Consider the following 16,655-nt stretch of genomic DNA (forward strand, 5'->3'; position numbering starts at 1 on the left):
CGTCTCCTCAGCGGCCGGGGCCGGCGGCAGCCGGCTTGGGGTGCGAATGACCGGCCGCAGCCGGCGTGGGGTGCGGGTGGGCGGCGTCGGCGTCCAGAAGATCCTCGGATTCCTGCACGAGAACGGCGCTCGTGATGTCGATCCGCCCGGTGAGGATCGCGAGCGACTCGACGACGAGGATGAGGAAGGCCGTGACGGCGAAAACGACGACCGGGATCATGAACCAGCTCATCGAGATGCCGGCGGCCGGCGTCACGGCCGTCCAGGTCAGCATCGCCTGCTCGAGGCCGCCCTGGAACAGCAGCACGCAAGCGACCAGCATCAGGGCGTAGCCGAGGAGGACGCAAGCCTTCGCAGCGCGGGGCGGCAGCGCCCGGTTGAGGCTGTCGATGCCAATATGGGCGTGGTCGCGCAAGGCGAGCGCCGCGCCGAGGAAGATCAGCCAGACGAAGGCGAGCCGCGACAGTTCCTCCGACATGGTGATGCCGCTGTTCAGGGCGTAGCGCAGCACGACATTGCCGAAGACCAGCACGACCATGCCGGCCAGAAGCAGCACGATGGCGACCTTCAGCAGGGCGAAATAGGCATCGACGATTCGCTTCATGACCAGACGTCCTCCCGAACCGATCGGCGCATTCGCGCTTGTTCTTTTGTCCCTGCCGGTGCGCCGGGGTTTCCCTCGGGAGGGGCCGGGCGCGCAAGAGGGATGACTTCATCGAGGCTGGCTTTTCCACCCTGCTGCCCCGAACCGCAGGAAAGATGTACTAACTGGTTCGTTAGGTCAAATGTTGAGTTTCGTGGTAGGCCGGAAGATGTTCGGCCGGTCACGGGTGCTGGCTGTTCGTTGATATCTGTCGAAGTCGGGTCCGGAAGACGTGGGGCGAGATGACAACTGAGAGTTCGAACGGGGTGTCGGAGCGGCCCGTCGGCGAAGAGAGCGGTGGCGGGGGCGCTGCTGGTGCCGTCCGCATCGGCCAGCGCGACCGCACCGAGCAGACCCGCAGCGACATCCTGCGCGTCGCCTGCGAGGAATTTGCCGCGAACGGGCTGTCGGGCGCCCGGGTCGATGCGATCGCCGCCCGCACCCGCACCTCCAAGCGGATGATCTACTATCACTTCGGCTCGAAGGAGGGCCTCTACCTCGCCGTGCTGGAGGACGCCTATGCGGCCATCCGCAAGGTCGAGGACGAGCTGAAGCTGGCTGAGCTCAATCCCGTCGAGGCGATGCGCCGGCTGATCGACTTCACCTTCGACTATGACGAGGCGCACCCTGCCTTCATCCGCCTGGTGACGATCGAGAACATCCACCGCGCCGAGCACATGCGCCAGTCGACCAGCCTCAGCCGGCTGAACGTCTCGGTCATCTCGACCATCGAGACGATCCTTGCCCGCGGCAAAGAAAGCGGCGTGTTCAGCCGCGAGGTCGATCCGATCGACCTCCACATGCTGATCTCGTCCTTCTGCTTCTTCCGCGTCTCCAACCGCCATACGTTCGGCACGATCTTCGGCCGCGACCTCGCTGAGTCGACGGCCCGCGCCCGCCAGAAGGCGCTGCTGCAGGACGCCGTCCTGGCGCTGCTGCGGACCGCCTGACGCGCGCCGCCCGGGCGGCGGCTACCGCGTCGGAATTCCGGCGGGGGAGGAGCGGGACTGGGTGGCCAGCCGGATCGCCGCATTGGCCGCCCCGAGGCCGCGATAGCCGCGCCGCTCGACGATCTCGATGAAGAAACCACCGTCCAGAGCCTTCAGGTAGATCTGGAAATACTCGCCAGCGTCGTCGCGGTCGTAGAGGATGCCGGCGCCGCGCATGGCGCCGAGCATCTCGGGCGCCAGGTCGAACTTCGCCTCGAGGTCGTCATAGTAGTTCTGCGGAATGCGCAGGAGCTCGACGCCGTTAACGCGCAGCGTCTCGACGGTTTTCAGGATGTCCTCGGTGCGGAAGGCGACATGCTGGACGCCCGGGCCAACGAACTGGCTGACGAAGCGCGCCGACAGCGTGCGCACCGACTGCGAGCCGTTGAGCACGACGCGCAAGCTCCCGTCCGCATTCTCGAGTACCTGGCTCAGCACCAGCCCGCCGGGATCGGGCACCTCGATCGGCGGCATGACCTTCAGATCGAAGATCGAGTGGTAGAACAGCGTCCAGGACAGCATGTCCTCGTAGCGCACGGTCTGCGCGACATGGTCGACAGCGGCGAGCCCCGCGCCGCTATGGCTGTTCCAGCCAGGCTCCAGCGCGAAATCGATCTCCCACTGCCGCTCCAGCGCATCGTCCTCGGCGGCGAGATAGAGAAGGCTGCCGCCGACGCCGCGGATCGCCGAAAGTTCGAGCTCGCCGGGACCGACGGGCTGGCGGAAGGGCGCGGCAAGCAGCCCCTCGGCGCGCTTCAGCGCCGCCGGGGCGTCGACCATGCGCAAGCCCAGCGCGCAGACATTGGTGCCGTGGACGACATAGGACGAGTGGGCAAGGCCCTCGGTCTCGGTGTTCACCACGACGCGCAGATCGCCTTGCGTGAAGAGGTCGACATCCTTGGAGCGGTGGTGCCCGGCATGGCGGAAGCCGATCGACGTTAGAAGCGCCGAAAGTCCTGTTGCGGACGCGCGGTCGGTGGCGAACTCGCAGAAGGAGACGCCGCTGGTCTTGGCCGGCGGGGGAAACGGCTCCTTCTCCGAGGGACCGTTCAAGGCGCGTCCCTCGGCCTTCAGCCGGTCCATCAGGAAGAACAGCGAGCGCCGCCCGTCGACCGCCGTCTGCCGGGCCGAGCCGGCGCGGAACTGGTCGTTGAAGATCTCCAGCGAGTAGTAGCCGGCATAGCCCGTCGCCTCGACCGCGGCCATGAAGTCGGCGACCGGCAGCTCGCCCTGGCCTGGCATGTTGCGGTAGTGCCGGCTCCAGGAGAGGAGGTCGAGATCGAGCTTCGGCGCATCCGCCATCTGCACGATGAAGATCTTGTCCTTCGGGATCGAGCGGATCGAGCCGGGGTCGATGCCGCGCGCGAGCGTGTGGAAACTGTCGAGGATCAGGCCGACATTCGGATGGTCGGCGCGCCGCACGATCTCCCAGGCGTCGCGGTGGTCGCTGACATAGCGGCCCCAGGCGAGGGCCTCGTAGCCGATGCGCACGCCGGCGGCCTTAGCGATCTCGCCGAGATCACGCAGATCGTCGGCGGCCCGGTCGATGCCGCCGAGCGCCAGCGGCGAGACGGTGGAGCAGATCAGGACGAGGTCGGTGCCGAGCTCATTCATCGTCTCGAACTTGCGCCGCGCGCGGTCGAAGGCTTTCGCGCGCTGCGGCTCCGGCAGGCCCTCGAAGTCGCGGAATGGCTGGAACAGCGAGATTTCGAGCCCGGCATCGCGCACCATCTTGCCGACGTCGCGGGCCCCGAGGTCGAAGGCGAGGAAATCGTTTTCGAAGATCTCGACGGCATCGAACCCGGCCGCCGCCGTGGCGCTCAGCTTGTCGGCGAGGTCGCCCGAGAGGGAGACGGTGGCGATCGAGGTCTTCATGGCGCGGCTCCGCTCAGCAAGGGACCCGGCCGGGTCGTCAGAGGCACCCGGCCGGCGGTCTTCAGATCGTCTGCTGGCTCAAACGAGGGCGATGACCCGGCTGGGGCCGCCCGTGCCGCCCCGGACCTTCGGGCCGGCGACGACCAGCATCGCGCCCTTCGCGGGCAGGTCGTCGAGCCCGGCGATCGCCTCGACGCCCCAGCGCCCGCTGCCAAGCCAATGGTAGTGCACGGGAAAATCGCCGGCGGAGGCGAGGCCCCGGTCGAGCGACAGCGTGTCGACGGCGATGCCCTTGACCCGGCGCTCGGTGATCAGGAATTCCGCCGTCTCGGCGTGGAAGCCGGGCGTATGGTTGCGGCCTTCGGCGTCGCGCCCGGTGAACTTCGGCTGATCGAGAAGCCTGTGCCAGCCGGAGTTCATCGCCACGCAGCAGCCCTCGGGAAGCTCGCCGTTTGTGGCTTCCCAGGCCTTGATGTCGTCCGGCGTCAGGGCTGCGTCAGCGTCCTCCGCCGCCCGCGCACGGATGTCGATCACCGCCAGCGGCACCACGAGGTCGGCGATCTCGATCATGTCGACGCTCATGCCGTTCTCGGAGAAGTGCAGCGGCGCATCGATGTGCGTGCCGGTGTGCTCCATCAGCGTCCAGCGGTGGAGGTTCACCTTGTCCTTCGCCCAGGTCACCGGCTTCTCGACCGTAAACCATTTCTCCCCGCTGAAGGTCGGAAAGCCCTCAAACAGCGTGTGGGTGAGGTCGTGCACCTTCGAGAAGCGAAACTCGGGCGCGGGGTTGGCGGCTTGCGCCGGCGGGCTGAGGCCGAGACCCGCGGCGGCGAGCCCCAGGCCGAGGCCGAAGCCGCCCTTCAGGAGGCCGCGGCGCGTCGCTGTTTCGCAGACGGAATGCAGGCAGTTCGGAGGGCACATGCGTCAACTTCCTCCCAGAATGACTCCCGCTTGTCCCAACGGGTCCTTCCGAAAGTGTACGAACTAGTTCGTGATTGCAACATCGGCGCCGGGTTCACCCGCCGGCGCTGGCCTGCTCTGCCCGGATCTCGGTGGCGACGAGACGCAGGTTGGCGAGGAGCAGTTCGGCCGCGGGCGACAGCGGCAGGCCGGCTCGGGTCGAGATACCGACGGGGCCGAGCGTGTCGGCGGTCGGGATGGCGAGGAGGGTCATCGCCCCCGTGCGCACATCCTCCAGCACCACGCCCTCGGAGATGATCCACAGCGCATCGGTCGCGCGGACATAGGTGCGGCCGAAAGCCAGCGACACCGTCTCGACGATGGAGGCCGGTCGCGGAAGGTTGGCGGCGAGGAAGAGCCGGTCTACCGTCGGGCGGATCACCGAGCCCGGCGGCGGCATCAAGCACTCGAAGCGGCCGATCTCCGCGCCGGGGGAGGCGAGTCCCGCCAGTGGATGGCCCGCCCGCGCGGCGAAGACGATCCGCTCGGAATAGAGATGCTCGAACAGCAGCCCGGTCATCTCCTCCGCCGCGCTCATGCGGCCGATGACGATGTCGAGGTCGCCTTGCCGCAGCTGTGCCATCAGGTAGGCGGTCGGCCCGGTGACGATGCGCGGCGCCGCGCGGGGCCCGTGCGCGCGGTAGCGCTGGATGGCGGGCGGCAGGAGACGCGCCGAGACCGTCGGTAGCGCACCGACCCGCACCGGCAGAGCCTCGGTGGCGCCGAGACCTTCGAGCTCCTCCACCCCTTGACGCAAGGCCGAGAGGCTCGTCTCGGCATGGCGCAGGAACATTTCGCCCGCCGGCAGGAGGAAGCCGCCGCGCCGCGACCGGTCGAGCAGCGTCACCCCGAGGATCAGCTCCAGCTCCTTCAAGGTCTTCGACACCGCCGGCTGGGTGACCGAGAGCACCTCGGCGGCGCGCCCGACGCTGCCCTCCCGCGCGACGGTGACGAAGGTACGGAGGTGGCGGAGGCGAATCGCGGTAGTGGACATGCCTCATAACTCCCGGGTTATGCACGGCTTCGCAATCCTCATTTAACATCACCGCTTCTGCCGATTATACAGGATCCTGGCAGCATGGGAGGAGGCGACATGGCATTCACGATGGTCGACGGCATCGCCGTGCACTACCGCCTGAGCGGGACACCCGGAGGACGTCGCCTTCTCTTCCTCAACTCGCTTGGCTCCGACTTCCGGATCTGGGACGAGGTGGCGGCCCTCCTCGCGCCCACCTGCGAGATCCTGACCTACGACATGCGGGGACATGGTCTGAGCGAGGCGACGCCCGCCCCTTATACCCTCGACCGCCTCGTTGCGGACGCCGTCGGTCTCCTCGACGCCGTCGGCTGGACGAGCGCATCGCTGGTCGGTCTCTCCGTCGGCGGCCTCGTCGCCCAAGGCATCGCGCTCAGCCACCCCGGTCGCGTCGACGCGCTGGTGCTGATGGACACGGCGGCGAAGATCGGCACGGCGGAGGGCTGGAACGAGCGCATCGCCGCCGTCGAGGTGGGCGGCAGCGTTGCGGGAATCGCTGAAGCTGTGGCCGCACGCTGGGTCTCGCCGGCCTTCGCCAAGGCGCAGCCGGCGGTGCTGGCCGGCTGGCGTGCGATGCTGGAGCAGACGAGCACCGCTGGTTATGCCGGCATCGCCGCGGCGTTGCGCGATGCCGACCTCACCGAAGACGTCGCCGGCATCCACGCCCCGACGCTGGTGCTCGTCGGCGACGGCGATCTCGCCACCCCGCCCGACATCGTCGAAGCGACGGCGCGGCGCATTCCGGGCGCTGGGTTCGAGACCATCAGCGGCGCCGGTCACCTGCCATGCCTCGAGCATCCCGCCGTTATCGCCGCGGCGATCCGCCGGCACCTCGCGGCCGCGGAAACCCAACGGCATGCGTCGACGGACGCGGCCGCGAACTCGGCGGGCGACACCGGCGCCTCCGCCTTCGACGCCGGCATGGCGGTGCGGCGCGCGGTTCTCGGCAGCGCCCATGTCGAGCGCGCCACCGCCGGCATCACGCCCTTCGACGCCGCCTTCCAGCGCTTCATCACCGAGGGTGCCTGGGGCACCGTCTGGTCGCGCCCGCATTTCACCCGGCGCGAGCGGTCGATCGTGACCATCGCGCTTCTCGCCGCGCTCGGCCAGGACGAGGAGGTGGCGCTGCACGTGCGCGCCACCGCCAACACCGGCGCGACGGCCGAGGACATCGCCGAGGCGCTGATGCATGTCGCTGTCTATGCCGGCGTTCCCGCCGCCAACCACGCCATCAAGATCGCAAAGGCGACATTGTCCGACATGGGTTTGGCGGGGGAGGCGTCATGAGCGGCGGCTATTTCCCGCGCGATCGGTCCTGGCATCCGCCGGCGCTGAGGCCGACCTACAAGACCTCGGTCCTGCGCGCGCCGCAGCAGGCGCTGCTGTCGATGCCGACGACGCTCTCGGAGGAGACCGGGCCGGTGTTCGGCCAGGATATTCTCGGCCCTCTCGACAACGACCTCATCCGCAATTTCGGCAAGGACGGCGGCGAGGCGATCGGCCAGCGCATCGTGGTCTATGGCCGGGTGCTGGACGAGGCGGGGCGGCCGGTGCCGGGGGCCCTCCTCGAGTTCTGGCAGGCCAATGCCGGCGGTCGCTACCGCCACAAGAACGAGGGCTACCGCGCCGCCCTCGACCCGAATTTCGGCGGCTGCGGCCGGGCGATCACGGACGCCGACGGTGCTTACGCCTTCCGGACCGTGAAGCCCGGCGCCTATCCCTGGCCGAACGGCGTCAACGACTGGCGCCCGGCGCATATCCACTTCTCCGTCTTCGGCCATGCCTTCGCGCAGCGGCTGGTGACGCAGATGTACTTCGAGGGCGACCCGATGATCTGGCAGTGCCCGATCGTGCGCACGATCCCCGACAGGGCCGCGATCGAGCAACTCGTCGCCGCGCTCGACCGCCATGCGACGATCCCGATGGACAGCCTCGCCTACAAGTTCGACATCGTGCTGCGCGGCCGCCGCTCGACGCTGTTCGAGAACCGGATGGAGGGCAATTGATGGTCCAGTCGCTCGCCTATCTCAAGGAATCGCCGTCGCAGACCGCGGGCCCCTACGTCCACATCGGCACCAATCCGAACTGGGTAGAGATCACCGGCGTCTGGCGGGACGATCTCGGCTTGGTGCTGGTCGGCCCGGAAACGAAGGGCGAGCGGATCCTCGTCGAGGGGCGGCTGACCGACGGGGCAGGGGCGCCGGTGCGCGATGCGCTGATCGAGATCTGGCAGGCCGATGCGGAAGGCCTTCATCCGTCGCCCGCAGAGACCCGGGGGCAAGCGGACGCTGCTTTCTCCGGCTGGGGACGCCAGCCGGTCTCGGACGTTGACGGCACGTACCGCTTCGAGACCATCCGCCCCGGCCCGGTGCCGATGCCGGACGGCCGCCCGCAGGCGCCGCACATCACGGTCTGGATCGTCGCCCGCGGCATCAATCTCGGCCTGCACACCCGCCTCTATTTCGCCGACGCAGCAGACGCCAATGCCGCCGACCCGCTGCTCCAGCGCATCCCGTCGCCGGAACGGCGCGAGACGCTGATCGCCCCGCGGACCGAGCGGGATGGCCTGCCGGTCTTCACCTTCGACATTCGCCTGCAGGGCGAGCGCGAGACGGTTTTTCTCGACATCTGAGGGCGTCGTCGGCGCCTCGGCGCCGCGGGATGGCGCCCCCTTTAATTCGGCGTGCGGCGGGGCTGTCCCCGCGAAGGAGTGACATGGACAAGACGCTGAGCAGCCTTTCCGAGGCCGTTGCGGGCATCGAGGACGGGGCAACCGTGATGATCGGCGGCTTCGGCGGCTCGGGCGCGCCGATCGAGCTGATCCACGCGCTGATCGACCGCTTCATCGAAACGGGCCGGCCGACGAACCTCACCGTCGTCAACAACAATGCCGGCAATGGCGATGTCGGCCTTGCCGCGCTGATCGCGCAGGGCATGGTCGCAAAGCTCATCTGCTCCTTCCCGCGCTCGGCCGATCCGCGGGTGTTCACCGACAAATACCTGGCCGGCGAGATCGAGCTGGAGCTGGTGCCGCAGGGAACGCTCGCCGAGCGCATCCGCGCCGGCGGCGCCGGCATCCCGGCCTTCTACACGCCGACCGGCTACGGCACCGACCTTGCCGCGGGCAAGCCGGTCGAGGTCTTCGACGGACGCTCCTATATCCGCGAGCGCTGGCTGAAGGCCGATGTCGCGCTGGTGAAGGCGCATCTCGGCGACACGCTCGGCAACCTCACCTTCAACAAGGCCGCGCGCAACTTCAACCCGCTGATGTGCATGGCCGCCGCCACGACTATCGTGCAGGTCTCGAAGATCGTTGCCCCCGGCGAGATCGATCCCGAGCACGTCGTGACGCCCGGCATTTTCGTGCAAGGCCTGGTCGAGGTGGCCGATCCCGCGCAGGAGGAAGTGCTGAACCGCGCCAAGGCCGCCTATCCGGAGACCGCCCGATGACCGCGAGCCCGACGACCGCGAGACTGAGTTCCAGCCAGATGGCCTGGCGTGCGGCGCAGGACATCGAGGATGGCGCCTACGTCAATCTCGGCATCGGCTTTCCCGAGATGGTCGCGCGCTTTCAGCCCCCCGGCCGGCAGGCGATCTTCCACACCGAGAACGGCATCCTCGGCTTCGGCGAGGCGCCGGTCGCGGGGGAGGAGGACTGGGACCTCATCAATGCCGGCAAGAAGGCGGTGACGCTGAAGCCCGGCACCGCCTTCTTCCACCATGCCGACAGTTTTGCCATGGTGCGCGGCGGCCATCTCGACGTCGCCATCCTCGGCGCCTACGAGGTGGCCGAGACCGGCGATCTCGCCAACTGGTCGACCGGGCCGAAAGGCGTGCCGGCGGTCGGCGGCGCCATGGACCTCGTGCACGGCGCCAAGCGCGTCGCTGTTATCACCGACCACGTGACGAAGGACGGCAAGCCGAAGCTCGTCGGCCGCTGCAGCCTGCCGCTCACCGGCGTCGGCTGCGTGACGCGCATCTATACCAGCCTTGCCGTCGTCGACATCGAGGCCGGCCGCTTCGTCCTGCGCGAAAAGCTGCCGCTGCTGTCGCTTGAAGACCTGCAGGCCGCGACCGGGGCGAAGCTCCACGTTGAAGGCGCTGTCGCCGACCTCGCCGTGCCGGAGATCTGACATGCCAGACGCCTTCATCTGCGCCTATGTGCGCACTCCCATCGGCCGCTTCGGCGGCGCCCTGTCCACAGTGCGGGCCGACGATCTCGGCGCCATTCCGTTAAAGGCCCTGATGGAGCGTCATCCCGGCGTCGACTTCTCGGCGGTGGACGAGGTGATCTTAGGCTGCGCCAACCAAGCGGGCGAGGACAACCGCAACGTCGCGCGCATGTCGCTGCTGCTGGCCGGTCTTCCCGACAGCGTGCCGGGCACGACGATCAACCGGCTCTGCGGCTCCGGCATGGATGCGGTGATCACCGCGGCGCGGGCGATCAAGGCCGGCGAGGCGGAACTGGTGATTGCCGGCGGCGTCGAAAGCATGAGCCGCGCGCCCTTCGTCATGCCGAAGGCCGAAAGCGCCTTCTCGCGCCAGGCCGAGATCCACGACACCACCATCGGCTGGCGCTTCGTCAACCCCTTGATGAAGACCCTCTACGGCGTCGATTCCATGCCGGAGACCGGCGAGAACGTCGCCGAGGACTTTGCCGTTTCGCGGGCGGACCAGGACTTGTTCGCCTATCGCTCGCAGCAGAAGGCGGTCGCCGCGCAGGCCAATGGCCGTCTCGCCCGCGAGATCGTGCCCGTCCCCGTGCCGCAGAAGCGCGGCGATCCGAAGCTGGTCGGCGAGGACGAGCATCCGCGCGCGGACACCACGCTTGAAGGCCTCGCGGCTCTGAAGACGCCGTTCCGCAAGGGCGGCTCGGTCACCGCCGGCAATGCTTCGGGCGTCAACGACGGCGCGGCCGCTCTGATCATCGCCAGCGAAGCCGCGGCCCACCGGCATGGCCTGACGCCGATCGCCCGCATCCTCGGCGGCGCGTCCGCGGGCCTTGCCCCGCGCATCATGGGCTTCGGCCCGGCATTGGCGACGAAGAAGCTCCTCGACCGGCTGAAACTCTCGGCCGCAGATTTCGATGTGATCGAGCTGAACGAGGCCTTCGCCAGCCAAGGGCTCGCCACGCTCCGCGACCTCGGCATCGCCGACGACGACGCGCGGGTCAATCCGAACGGCGGTGCCATCGCGCTCGGCCATCCGCTCGGCATGTCGGGCGCGCGCATCACCGGAACGGCCGCGCTGGAGCTGGCCCTTACCGGGCAGCGCCGGGCACTCGCCACCATGTGCATCGGCGTCGGCCAAGGCATTTCCGTCGCGCTGGAGAGGGTCTGACATGACGGCGACGACGCTCGTTGGAGCACTCTGCGGCGATGCCGAGATCGCCGCAGCGTTTTCGGCGGAGGGCGAGCTGTCGTCGATCTTGGATTTCGAGGCGGCCTTGGCAAAGGCCCAGGTCGGTTTTGGCCTCGTCCCGGCCGAGGCGGCCGCCCGCATCGCCGAGGCCGCGTCAGGGCTGCGCCCGGACCCCGCGGCGCTCCGGATCGCCATGGTGCGGGACGGCGTCAGCGTGCCATTTCTGGTGGCCGCGCTCCGCGAGGCCGTCGGCCCGCCGCACGACCGCTTCGTCCACCTCGGCGCGACCAGCCAGGACGCGATCGACACCGGCCTGATGCTGCGGCTTCGCGGCGTTCTCTCGCATCTCAAGGCCCGGCTCGGGCAACTCTGCGACCGGCTTGGTTGCCTGTCGGATAAGGCTGGTTCGCAGCCGCTGATGGCGCAGACGCGCATGCAGGCGGCCCTGAACTTCACCCTCGCCGACCGGCTGGCCAGCTGGCGCCGCCCGCTGGAGAAGCACCGGGCACGCCTCTCCGCGCTGCAGGCCGCGCTTCCCCTGCAGCTCGGCGGCCCGATCGGCCATGGCGAGAGCTTCGGCCCCGACTATGCCGACCTTCGACGCGCGCTGGCGGCGCAGCTCGGCCTTGCCGATGCCGCGTCTTGGCAGTCCGACCGGAGCGTGATCCTCGACATCGCCCAGGCCTTCGCCCTGGTGTCCGGCACCACCGGCAAGATCGGCCAGGATCTTGCGCTGATGGCGCAGACCGGGATCGGCACGGTGGTTCTCGCCGATGGCGGCGGCTCGTCGGCCATGGCGCATAAGCAGAACCCCGTCGGCGCCGAGGTGCTCGTCGCCCTCGGACGCTTCAACGCGGGGCTGCTGGGCACGATGGGCCAGTCCATGATCCACGAGAACGAGCGCTCGGGCGCCGCCTGGACGCTGGAATGGCTGCTGCTGCCGCAGATGGCAGAGACCACCGGCCGGGCGCTGGCGATCACCGACACACTGCTGGCCGGCGCGCGTTTTCCGCCTGCAAGCCCCGACGCCTGACAGGCCGATGACGGCCGAGCCGCGTCATCCCGCTGCCGGCGCAGCGGGGCGGCGCGTGGGCTCAGTACAGCGGCCAGACCAGCAGCAGCGCGGGCACCGCGACCACCACCACCAGAAACGACAGCGGCAGGCCGAGCCTAGCATAATCGCCGAAACGGTAGCCGCCGGGACCCATCACCAGCGTGTTGCACTGATGGCCGATCGGCGTCAGGAAGTCCGAGCCGGCGCCGATCGCCACCGCCATCAGGAAGGCGTCCGGCCGGTAGCCGAGGGAACTGGCGAAGGTGGCCGCGATCGGCGCCATCACCAGCACCGTCGCGGCGTTGTTGAGGAAGGGCGTCACCGCCATGGCGACGATCATGATCAGCGCCAGCGCGCCGTAAGGCGGCAGCGATACCGCGACGCCCGACAGCCAGACCGCGATGAGGTCGGTGCCACCGGTGCGGCTCAGCGTCTCGCTGACCGGGATCAGCGCCGCCAGCATCAACAGGATCGGCGCGTCGAGATGGCCGTAGACCTCGCGCAGCGGCAGCGCCTTGGTGGCGACCATCAGCACGGCGGCGGCGAAGAAGGCTACCGCCACCGGCACGATGCCCGTCGCCGTCGCTGCCATGGCGGCCGCCAGGATCGCGACGGGTAGGATCCGCTTGCGAACGCTGCCGAGCTGCAGGCGACGCTCGGCCAAGGGCAGGCAGTCCCATTCGCGCAGGAGTTCCGGCAGCCGCTCGACATCGCCTTGCAGGACCAGCACGTCGCCGAGGCGGAAGGTGATCTCGCCGAGCCGCTCGGTGAAGCGCTTGCCGCGCCGGCTGACGGCGAGCAGCGTCAGGCCGGTCTGGTGGAACAGCACCAGGCGCTGCGCGGTCATGCCGATGAAGCCGGAGTTCTGGCCGACGATCGCCTCGACCGTGCCGATGTCGGCGCCCCGCGAGGAGCGACCGTCGAGCGTCAGTGCGCCTTGGGCGACGAGCCGTTCCAGCGCCTCCGGATCGCCCTCGAGGATCAGCACGTCGCCGGCGTGAAGGGTGGCGTCCGGCAGCGGCGTACGCCGCTTGCCGTTGGCGCCGACGATGGCGGTGACCATGGCGTCCCCGCCGCCGAGCTTCTGCAGGTCGGCGACGGTCTTGTCGGCGATCGCCGACTGCGCCGTTACCCTGGCTTCCGTCGTGTAGTTCTTGATTTCGATCGCCTCCTCCAGCGCGCCGCCCGCCGCCTTTCGGGCCGGCAGCAGCCAGTAGAACAGCGCGAGGAAGACGACGCCGACGGCGGCAAGGATCGCGCCGACGGCGGTGAAGTCGAACATGGTGAAGGGCGTGCCGGTGATCTCGCCGCGCAGCCGCGACACGATGATGTTGGGCGAGGTGCCGATCTGCGTCATCAGCCCGCCGAGCAGCGAGCCGAACGACATCGGCATCAGGAACATCGAGGGCGAGACGTTCGACTGTTTCGCCATCTGGAACGCGATCGGCAGCATGATCGCCAGCGCGCCGATGTTCTTCACGAAGGCCGAGAGCACGGTGACGATGACGACGAGCACGATCAGCTGCGCGCGCGGTGACGAGACCTCGGGCGCGAATCGCTGCAGAGCAAGATCCATGATGCCCGACCGGGCGATCGCCGCGCTGACGATCAGCGCGCTGCCGACGATGATGACGATGTCGTCGGAAAAGCCTGAAAACGCGTCTGCGGGTTTGACCAGGCCGACGGCGAGTGCCGCCAGCAGCGCGCCGGCGGCGACGACGTCGTAGCGAAAGCGGCCCCAGATGAAGGCCAGCATCATCAGGGCAATGATGCCGAAGGCCATCATCTGATCAAGTGTCATGTCGTTTCCTATGCCGTGCCGCGTCCGGCAAGGCCAGCGCGGCGGCAAAGATGGCGGGCGACAAACGAAGGACCGTTGCGCCCGTTCGGCCCGGTCTATACGGCAGGACCTGCCTCGAAACTGGACGATCATGTCGCAGACCCCCGCGCCCAACGCTGCCCCCGCCATCGACGCCCCCGTCATCCAGCCATCGAGCCGTTTCCGGGCGATGGTGCGCGGCAACGAGGTGGCGCTCGTGCTGGTGGCGGTCGTCGTCGGCGCGCTGTCGGGGGGCATGGTGACGGCGATGAGCTGGGCGGCACAGGCCCTGCACGTCGTCCTTTTCCAGCTTTCCGCGGGCGAGCGCCTGAGCGGGCTTTCCGCGCTGCCCTCGCCCTGGCTCGTCCTCGTGCCGGTGGCGGGCGGGGTGGTGCTCGGCCTGCTGCTGTTCGTCCTGTCGCTGCGCAAGAAGCGCCCGCTGGTCGATCCGATCGAGGCGAACGCCCTGCATGGCGGGCGCATGTCGCTGCGCGACAGCGTGACGATCGTGCTGCAGAACCTCATCTCCAACGGTTTCGGCGCCTCGGTCGGGCTGGAGGCAGCCTATACCCAGCTCTCGGCCGGTGTCGCCTCGCGCATCGGCATCTCGTTCGAGATGCGCCGCAGCGATCTGCGCACGCTCATCGGCTGCGGCGCGGCGGCCGCCATCGCCGCCGCCTTCAACGCGCCGCTGACCGGCGCCTTCTATGCCTTCGAGCTGATCATCGGCACCTATTCCATCGCCACGCTGACGCCGGTGGTCGCGGCGGCGCTGTCGGGCAGCTTCGTCGCCCGCCTCCTCGTCGGCAACACCTTCCTTATCGATCTCGGCGAGCCCGGTGCCGTCGCCAATGCCGACTATCCGCCGGCGATCCTCCTTGCCGTGCTCGCCGCCGGCCTCGGCATCGCCATCATGCAGGGCGTGACGATGATCGAGATCGGCATCCGCCGCACCCGCCTGCCGGTGCCGCTGCGGCCGGTGCTCGGCGGCTGCGTGCTGGCGGGCCTCGCGCTCGTCACGCCGCAGGTCCTCTCCTCCGGCCATGGCGCGCTGCACGTCAACCTCGACCTGCCGGCCAGCGCCTCGGCAGTGCTGCTTCTCCTGCTCCTGAAGGCGCTGGCCTCGGCGGTGTCGATCGGCAGCGGGTTTCGCGGTGGCCTGTTCTTCGCCTCGCTCTTCCTCGGCGCGCTGCTCGGCAAGCTCTTCGCGCTGTTCGCCCCGATCCTCTTCACCGGGGCGACGCTGACCCCGGTGGTCTATTCGATTGTCGGCATGGCGGCGCTCGCGGTCTCGATCATCGGCGGGCCGCTGACCATGACCTTCCTGGCGCTGGAGATGACCGGCGATTTTCCGATCACCGCGCTGGTGCTGACGGCGTCTGTCACGGCCTCGCTGACGGTGCGCAAGACCTTCGGCTACTCCTTCGCGACCTGGCGCTTCCATCTGCGCGGCGAGAGCATCCGCAGCGCGCACGATGTCGGCTGGATCCGCAACCTCACCGTCGGCCGCATGATGCGCCGCGACGTGCGCACCGCGCCACTCGACACCACGCTGAAGGTCTTCCGCCGCGACTTTCCGCTCGGCTCCGCCCAGCGCGTGGTGATCACCGACGAGAGCGGCGCCTATGCCGGCATGGTGCTGGTGCCCGACGCCTATTCCGATGCGATCACCGATCTCGACGAAGGGATCGAGGGCCTCGTCCGGCTGAAGGACGTGATGCTGCTGCCGCAGATGAGCGCCAAGGAGGCGGCGGCCACCTTCGACAAGTCGGAGAGCGAAGCGCTGGCGGTGGTCGAGGACGTCGCCGCCAAGACCGTGCTCGGCCTCCTCACCGAGAGCCACACGCTGCGCCGCTACAGCGAGGAGCTGGAACTGCGGCGGCGCGAGGCGGCGGGCGAGGGGCGCTAGCCTCGCCTCGCCCGCGGCGGATGGCGCCCGATCCGTCGAGGGCGGCGCCTTTCAGACGCCGGTGAACAGCCAAGCGTGCTCGGCCGCATTGTGGAACTTCCACACCCGCTGCGGGCCGGCCATGACGTTGAGGTAGTAGCCGGTATAGCCGTGCACCACCGCCACCGGATGATAGCCGCGGGGCACCAGCACGACGTCGCCGTCCTCGACCGCCATTGCCTCGTCGAGCGTGCGGTCGTCGGTGTAGACGCGCTGGAAGCCGAAACCCTGCGGTGGGTCGAATCGATGGTAGTAGGTCTCCTCGAGATAGCTTTCCTCGGGCAAGGCGTCCCGGTCGTGCTTGTGCGGCGGGTAGGAGGAGGTGTGGCCACCTGGCGTGATCACCTCGACGACCAGCAGCGAGTGCGCCGCGCCGTCGTCCTCCGGCATGATGTTGGTGACGTAGCGGGTGTTGGTGTCCTTGCCGCGCACCGCCTGCGGATGGGTGCCGGGCGGGATCAGCCTGGCAGCGTGGGGACCGCCGCCCGGCGCCGAGCAGACCGCGAGCTCCAGCGCCGTCGTCGCCTCGATCTGCCAATGGCCGCCGGCCGGCACGTAGAGGGCGAAGGGCGCGCCCTCGAACGGCGTCATCCGCTCCCCGATCTCGCCGAACGACTGGCCATCGGCGGAGACGATCGCCTTGCCGGAGACCAGGACGAGGCAGACCTCCCGGTCGCCGCAGGCGGCCTCCAGCCTGTCGCCCGGCGCCAGCCGGTGCAGCGCGAAGCCGACATAGGTCCAGTCGGCGCTCACCGGCGTCACGTCGTGCACCTGTCCCGCCGTCGCCGAGGGCCGCACTTTCAAACCCGCCATGTCGCTCTCCTCCCAGCGCCGCGCATCCGACAGGACGCACCAGGACGCTTCCTCTTTTGCACCGGCAGCCTCTTCCCCGATCAGTGGCGCGATCCGATCACGGTGCTCGAACGGCCCTCACGCAGCCAGGAGGCTCCCTTTCCTTCTACCGCGCCTA

General features: G+C 69.0%; 15 protein-coding genes. 9 read left to right on the forward strand and 6 right to left on the reverse strand.

Going from position 1 to position 16,655, the window contains the following annotated elements; genetic code table 11:
• Nucleotides 1-7 precede the first annotated feature (7 nt).
• Nucleotides 8-604 carry a TRAP transporter small permease gene (locus ACZLZQ_RS05305; protein ID WP_472948484.1) on the reverse strand — a complete coding sequence of 199 codons (597 nt, stop codon included), beginning with the start codon at nucleotides 602-604 and terminating at the stop codon, nucleotides 8-10.
• 281 nt (nucleotides 605-885) lie between these two features.
• On the opposite strand from ACZLZQ_RS05305, the gene ACZLZQ_RS05310 reads away from it, so the two are divergent.
• Nucleotides 886-1,593 carry a TetR/AcrR family transcriptional regulator gene (locus tag ACZLZQ_RS05310; protein ID WP_472948485.1) on the forward strand — a complete coding sequence of 236 codons (708 nt, stop codon included), beginning with the start codon at nucleotides 886-888 and terminating at the stop codon, nucleotides 1,591-1,593.
• 21 nt (nucleotides 1,594-1,614) lie between these two features.
• On the opposite strand, the gene ACZLZQ_RS05315 is transcribed toward ACZLZQ_RS05310, so the two are convergent.
• From ACZLZQ_RS05315 to pcaQ, 3 genes are all read right to left on the reverse strand, one after another.
• Nucleotides 1,615-3,507: a bifunctional sugar phosphate isomerase/epimerase/4-hydroxyphenylpyruvate dioxygenase family protein gene (locus tag ACZLZQ_RS05315; RefSeq protein WP_472948486.1), complete on the reverse strand. Its 1,893-nt coding sequence runs from the start codon at nucleotides 3,505-3,507 to the stop codon at nucleotides 1,615-1,617.
• A 78-nt stretch (nucleotides 3,508-3,585) separates the two neighbouring features.
• The gene (locus ACZLZQ_RS05320) at nucleotides 3,586-4,428 is read right to left on the reverse strand and encodes a cyclase family protein (protein WP_472948487.1); all 843 of its coding nucleotides are present in this window, start codon (nucleotides 4,426-4,428) and stop codon (nucleotides 3,586-3,588) included.
• Between the two features lie 94 nt (nucleotides 4,429-4,522).
• Complete coding sequence (gene pcaQ / locus ACZLZQ_RS05325; protein WP_472948488.1) at nucleotides 4,523-5,461, reverse strand: pca operon transcription factor PcaQ; 939 nt, start codon at nucleotides 5,459-5,461, stop codon at nucleotides 4,523-4,525.
• 99 nt (nucleotides 5,462-5,560) lie between these two features.
• Between pcaQ and pcaDC the strand changes: the two genes are divergently transcribed.
• The 7 genes from pcaDC to ACZLZQ_RS05360 all read left to right on the forward strand — a co-directional run bounded on the left by pcaDC (nucleotide 5,561) and on the right by ACZLZQ_RS05360 (nucleotide 11,897).
• The gene (gene pcaDC / locus ACZLZQ_RS05330; protein ID WP_472948489.1) at nucleotides 5,561-6,790 is read left to right on the forward strand and encodes a bifunctional 3-oxoadipate enol-lactonase/4-carboxymuconolactone decarboxylase PcaDC; all 1,230 of its coding nucleotides are present in this window, start codon (nucleotides 5,561-5,563) and stop codon (nucleotides 6,788-6,790) included.
• Nucleotides 6,787-7,509, forward strand: coding sequence for a protocatechuate 3,4-dioxygenase subunit beta (gene pcaH, locus ACZLZQ_RS05335; RefSeq protein WP_472948490.1), 723 nt, complete (start codon nucleotides 6,787-6,789; stop codon nucleotides 7,507-7,509). Before pcaDC ends, pcaH begins: the two co-directional genes overlap by 4 nt.
• Nucleotides 7,509-8,135: a protocatechuate 3,4-dioxygenase subunit alpha gene (gene pcaG, locus ACZLZQ_RS05340; protein ID WP_472948491.1), complete on the forward strand. Its 627-nt coding sequence runs from the start codon at nucleotides 7,509-7,511 to the stop codon at nucleotides 8,133-8,135. The genes pcaH and pcaG overlap by 1 nt, the downstream gene beginning before the upstream one ends.
• Nucleotides 8,136-8,218: 83 nt before the next feature.
• Nucleotides 8,219-8,953, forward strand: coding sequence for a 3-oxoacid CoA-transferase subunit A (locus ACZLZQ_RS05345; protein ID WP_472948492.1), 735 nt, complete (start codon nucleotides 8,219-8,221; stop codon nucleotides 8,951-8,953).
• Nucleotides 8,950-9,636 (forward strand): 3-oxoacid CoA-transferase subunit B, encoded by a 687-nt coding sequence (locus ACZLZQ_RS05350; protein WP_472948493.1) that lies wholly within the window; start codon nucleotides 8,950-8,952, stop codon nucleotides 9,634-9,636. The genes ACZLZQ_RS05345 and ACZLZQ_RS05350 overlap by 4 nt, the downstream gene beginning before the upstream one ends.
• A 1-nt stretch (nucleotide 9,637) precedes the next feature.
• The gene (pcaF, locus tag ACZLZQ_RS05355; protein ID WP_472948494.1) at nucleotides 9,638-10,843 is read left to right on the forward strand and encodes a 3-oxoadipyl-CoA thiolase; all 1,206 of its coding nucleotides are present in this window, start codon (nucleotides 9,638-9,640) and stop codon (nucleotides 10,841-10,843) included.
• 1 nt (nucleotide 10,844) lies between these two features.
• The gene (locus ACZLZQ_RS05360) at nucleotides 10,845-11,897 is read left to right on the forward strand and encodes a 3-carboxy-cis,cis-muconate cycloisomerase (RefSeq protein WP_472948495.1); all 1,053 of its coding nucleotides are present in this window, start codon (nucleotides 10,845-10,847) and stop codon (nucleotides 11,895-11,897) included.
• Between the two features lie 61 nt (nucleotides 11,898-11,958).
• Here the strand turns inward: ACZLZQ_RS05360 and ACZLZQ_RS05365 are convergent, their stop codons facing one another.
• Complete coding sequence (locus tag ACZLZQ_RS05365) at nucleotides 11,959-13,719, reverse strand: SLC13 family permease (protein ID WP_472948496.1); 1,761 nt, start codon at nucleotides 13,717-13,719, stop codon at nucleotides 11,959-11,961.
• A 208-nt stretch (nucleotides 13,720-13,927) separates the two neighbouring features.
• Between ACZLZQ_RS05365 and ACZLZQ_RS05370 the strand changes: the two genes are divergently transcribed.
• Nucleotides 13,928-15,646, forward strand: a complete 1,719-nt coding sequence (locus tag ACZLZQ_RS05370) for a chloride channel protein (RefSeq protein WP_472949191.1) — start codon at nucleotides 13,928-13,930, stop codon at nucleotides 15,644-15,646.
• A 51-nt stretch (nucleotides 15,647-15,697) separates the two neighbouring features.
• Here the strand turns inward: ACZLZQ_RS05370 and iolB are convergent, their stop codons facing one another.
• Nucleotides 15,698-16,498, reverse strand: a complete 801-nt coding sequence (gene iolB, locus ACZLZQ_RS05375; protein WP_472948497.1) for a 5-deoxy-glucuronate isomerase — start codon at nucleotides 16,496-16,498, stop codon at nucleotides 15,698-15,700.
• Between the last annotated feature and the right edge of the window lie 157 nt (nucleotides 16,499-16,655).

Source organism: Mesocryomonas lacus, assembly GCF_055730105.2.

Coding starts and splice junctions, on each gene's coding strand:
- ACZLZQ_RS05315 (WP_472948486.1), bottom strand. CDS start 3,507: ATGAAGACCTCGATCGCCACCGTCTCCCTCTCGGGCGACCTCGCCGAC.
- ACZLZQ_RS05305 (WP_472948484.1), bottom strand. CDS start 604: ATGAAGCGAATCGTCGATGCCTATTTCGCCCTGCTGAAGGTCGCCATC.
- ACZLZQ_RS05345 (WP_472948492.1), top strand. CDS start 8,219: ATGGACAAGACGCTGAGCAGCCTTTCCGAGGCCGTTGCGGGCATCGAG.
- ACZLZQ_RS05365 (WP_472948496.1), bottom strand. CDS start 13,719: ATGACACTTGATCAGATGATGGCCTTCGGCATCATTGCCCTGATGATG.
- pcaDC (WP_472948489.1), top strand. CDS start 5,561: ATGGCATTCACGATGGTCGACGGCATCGCCGTGCACTACCGCCTGAGC.
- pcaG (WP_472948491.1), top strand. CDS start 7,509: ATGGTCCAGTCGCTCGCCTATCTCAAGGAATCGCCGTCGCAGACCGCG.
- ACZLZQ_RS05350 (WP_472948493.1), top strand. CDS start 8,950: ATGACCGCGAGCCCGACGACCGCGAGACTGAGTTCCAGCCAGATGGCC.
- ACZLZQ_RS05320 (WP_472948487.1), bottom strand. CDS start 4,428: ATGTGCCCTCCGAACTGCCTGCATTCCGTCTGCGAAACAGCGACGCGC.
- ACZLZQ_RS05360 (WP_472948495.1), top strand. CDS start 10,845: ATGACGGCGACGACGCTCGTTGGAGCACTCTGCGGCGATGCCGAGATC.
- pcaQ (WP_472948488.1), bottom strand. CDS start 5,461: ATGTCCACTACCGCGATTCGCCTCCGCCACCTCCGTACCTTCGTCACC.
- ACZLZQ_RS05310 (WP_472948485.1), top strand. CDS start 886: ATGACAACTGAGAGTTCGAACGGGGTGTCGGAGCGGCCCGTCGGCGAA.
- pcaF (WP_472948494.1), top strand. CDS start 9,638: ATGCCAGACGCCTTCATCTGCGCCTATGTGCGCACTCCCATCGGCCGC.
- ACZLZQ_RS05370 (WP_472949191.1), top strand. CDS start 13,928: ATGGTGCGCGGCAACGAGGTGGCGCTCGTGCTGGTGGCGGTCGTCGTC.
- pcaH (WP_472948490.1), top strand. CDS start 6,787: ATGAGCGGCGGCTATTTCCCGCGCGATCGGTCCTGGCATCCGCCGGCG.
- iolB (WP_472948497.1), bottom strand. CDS start 16,498: ATGGCGGGTTTGAAAGTGCGGCCCTCGGCGACGGCGGGACAGGTGCAC.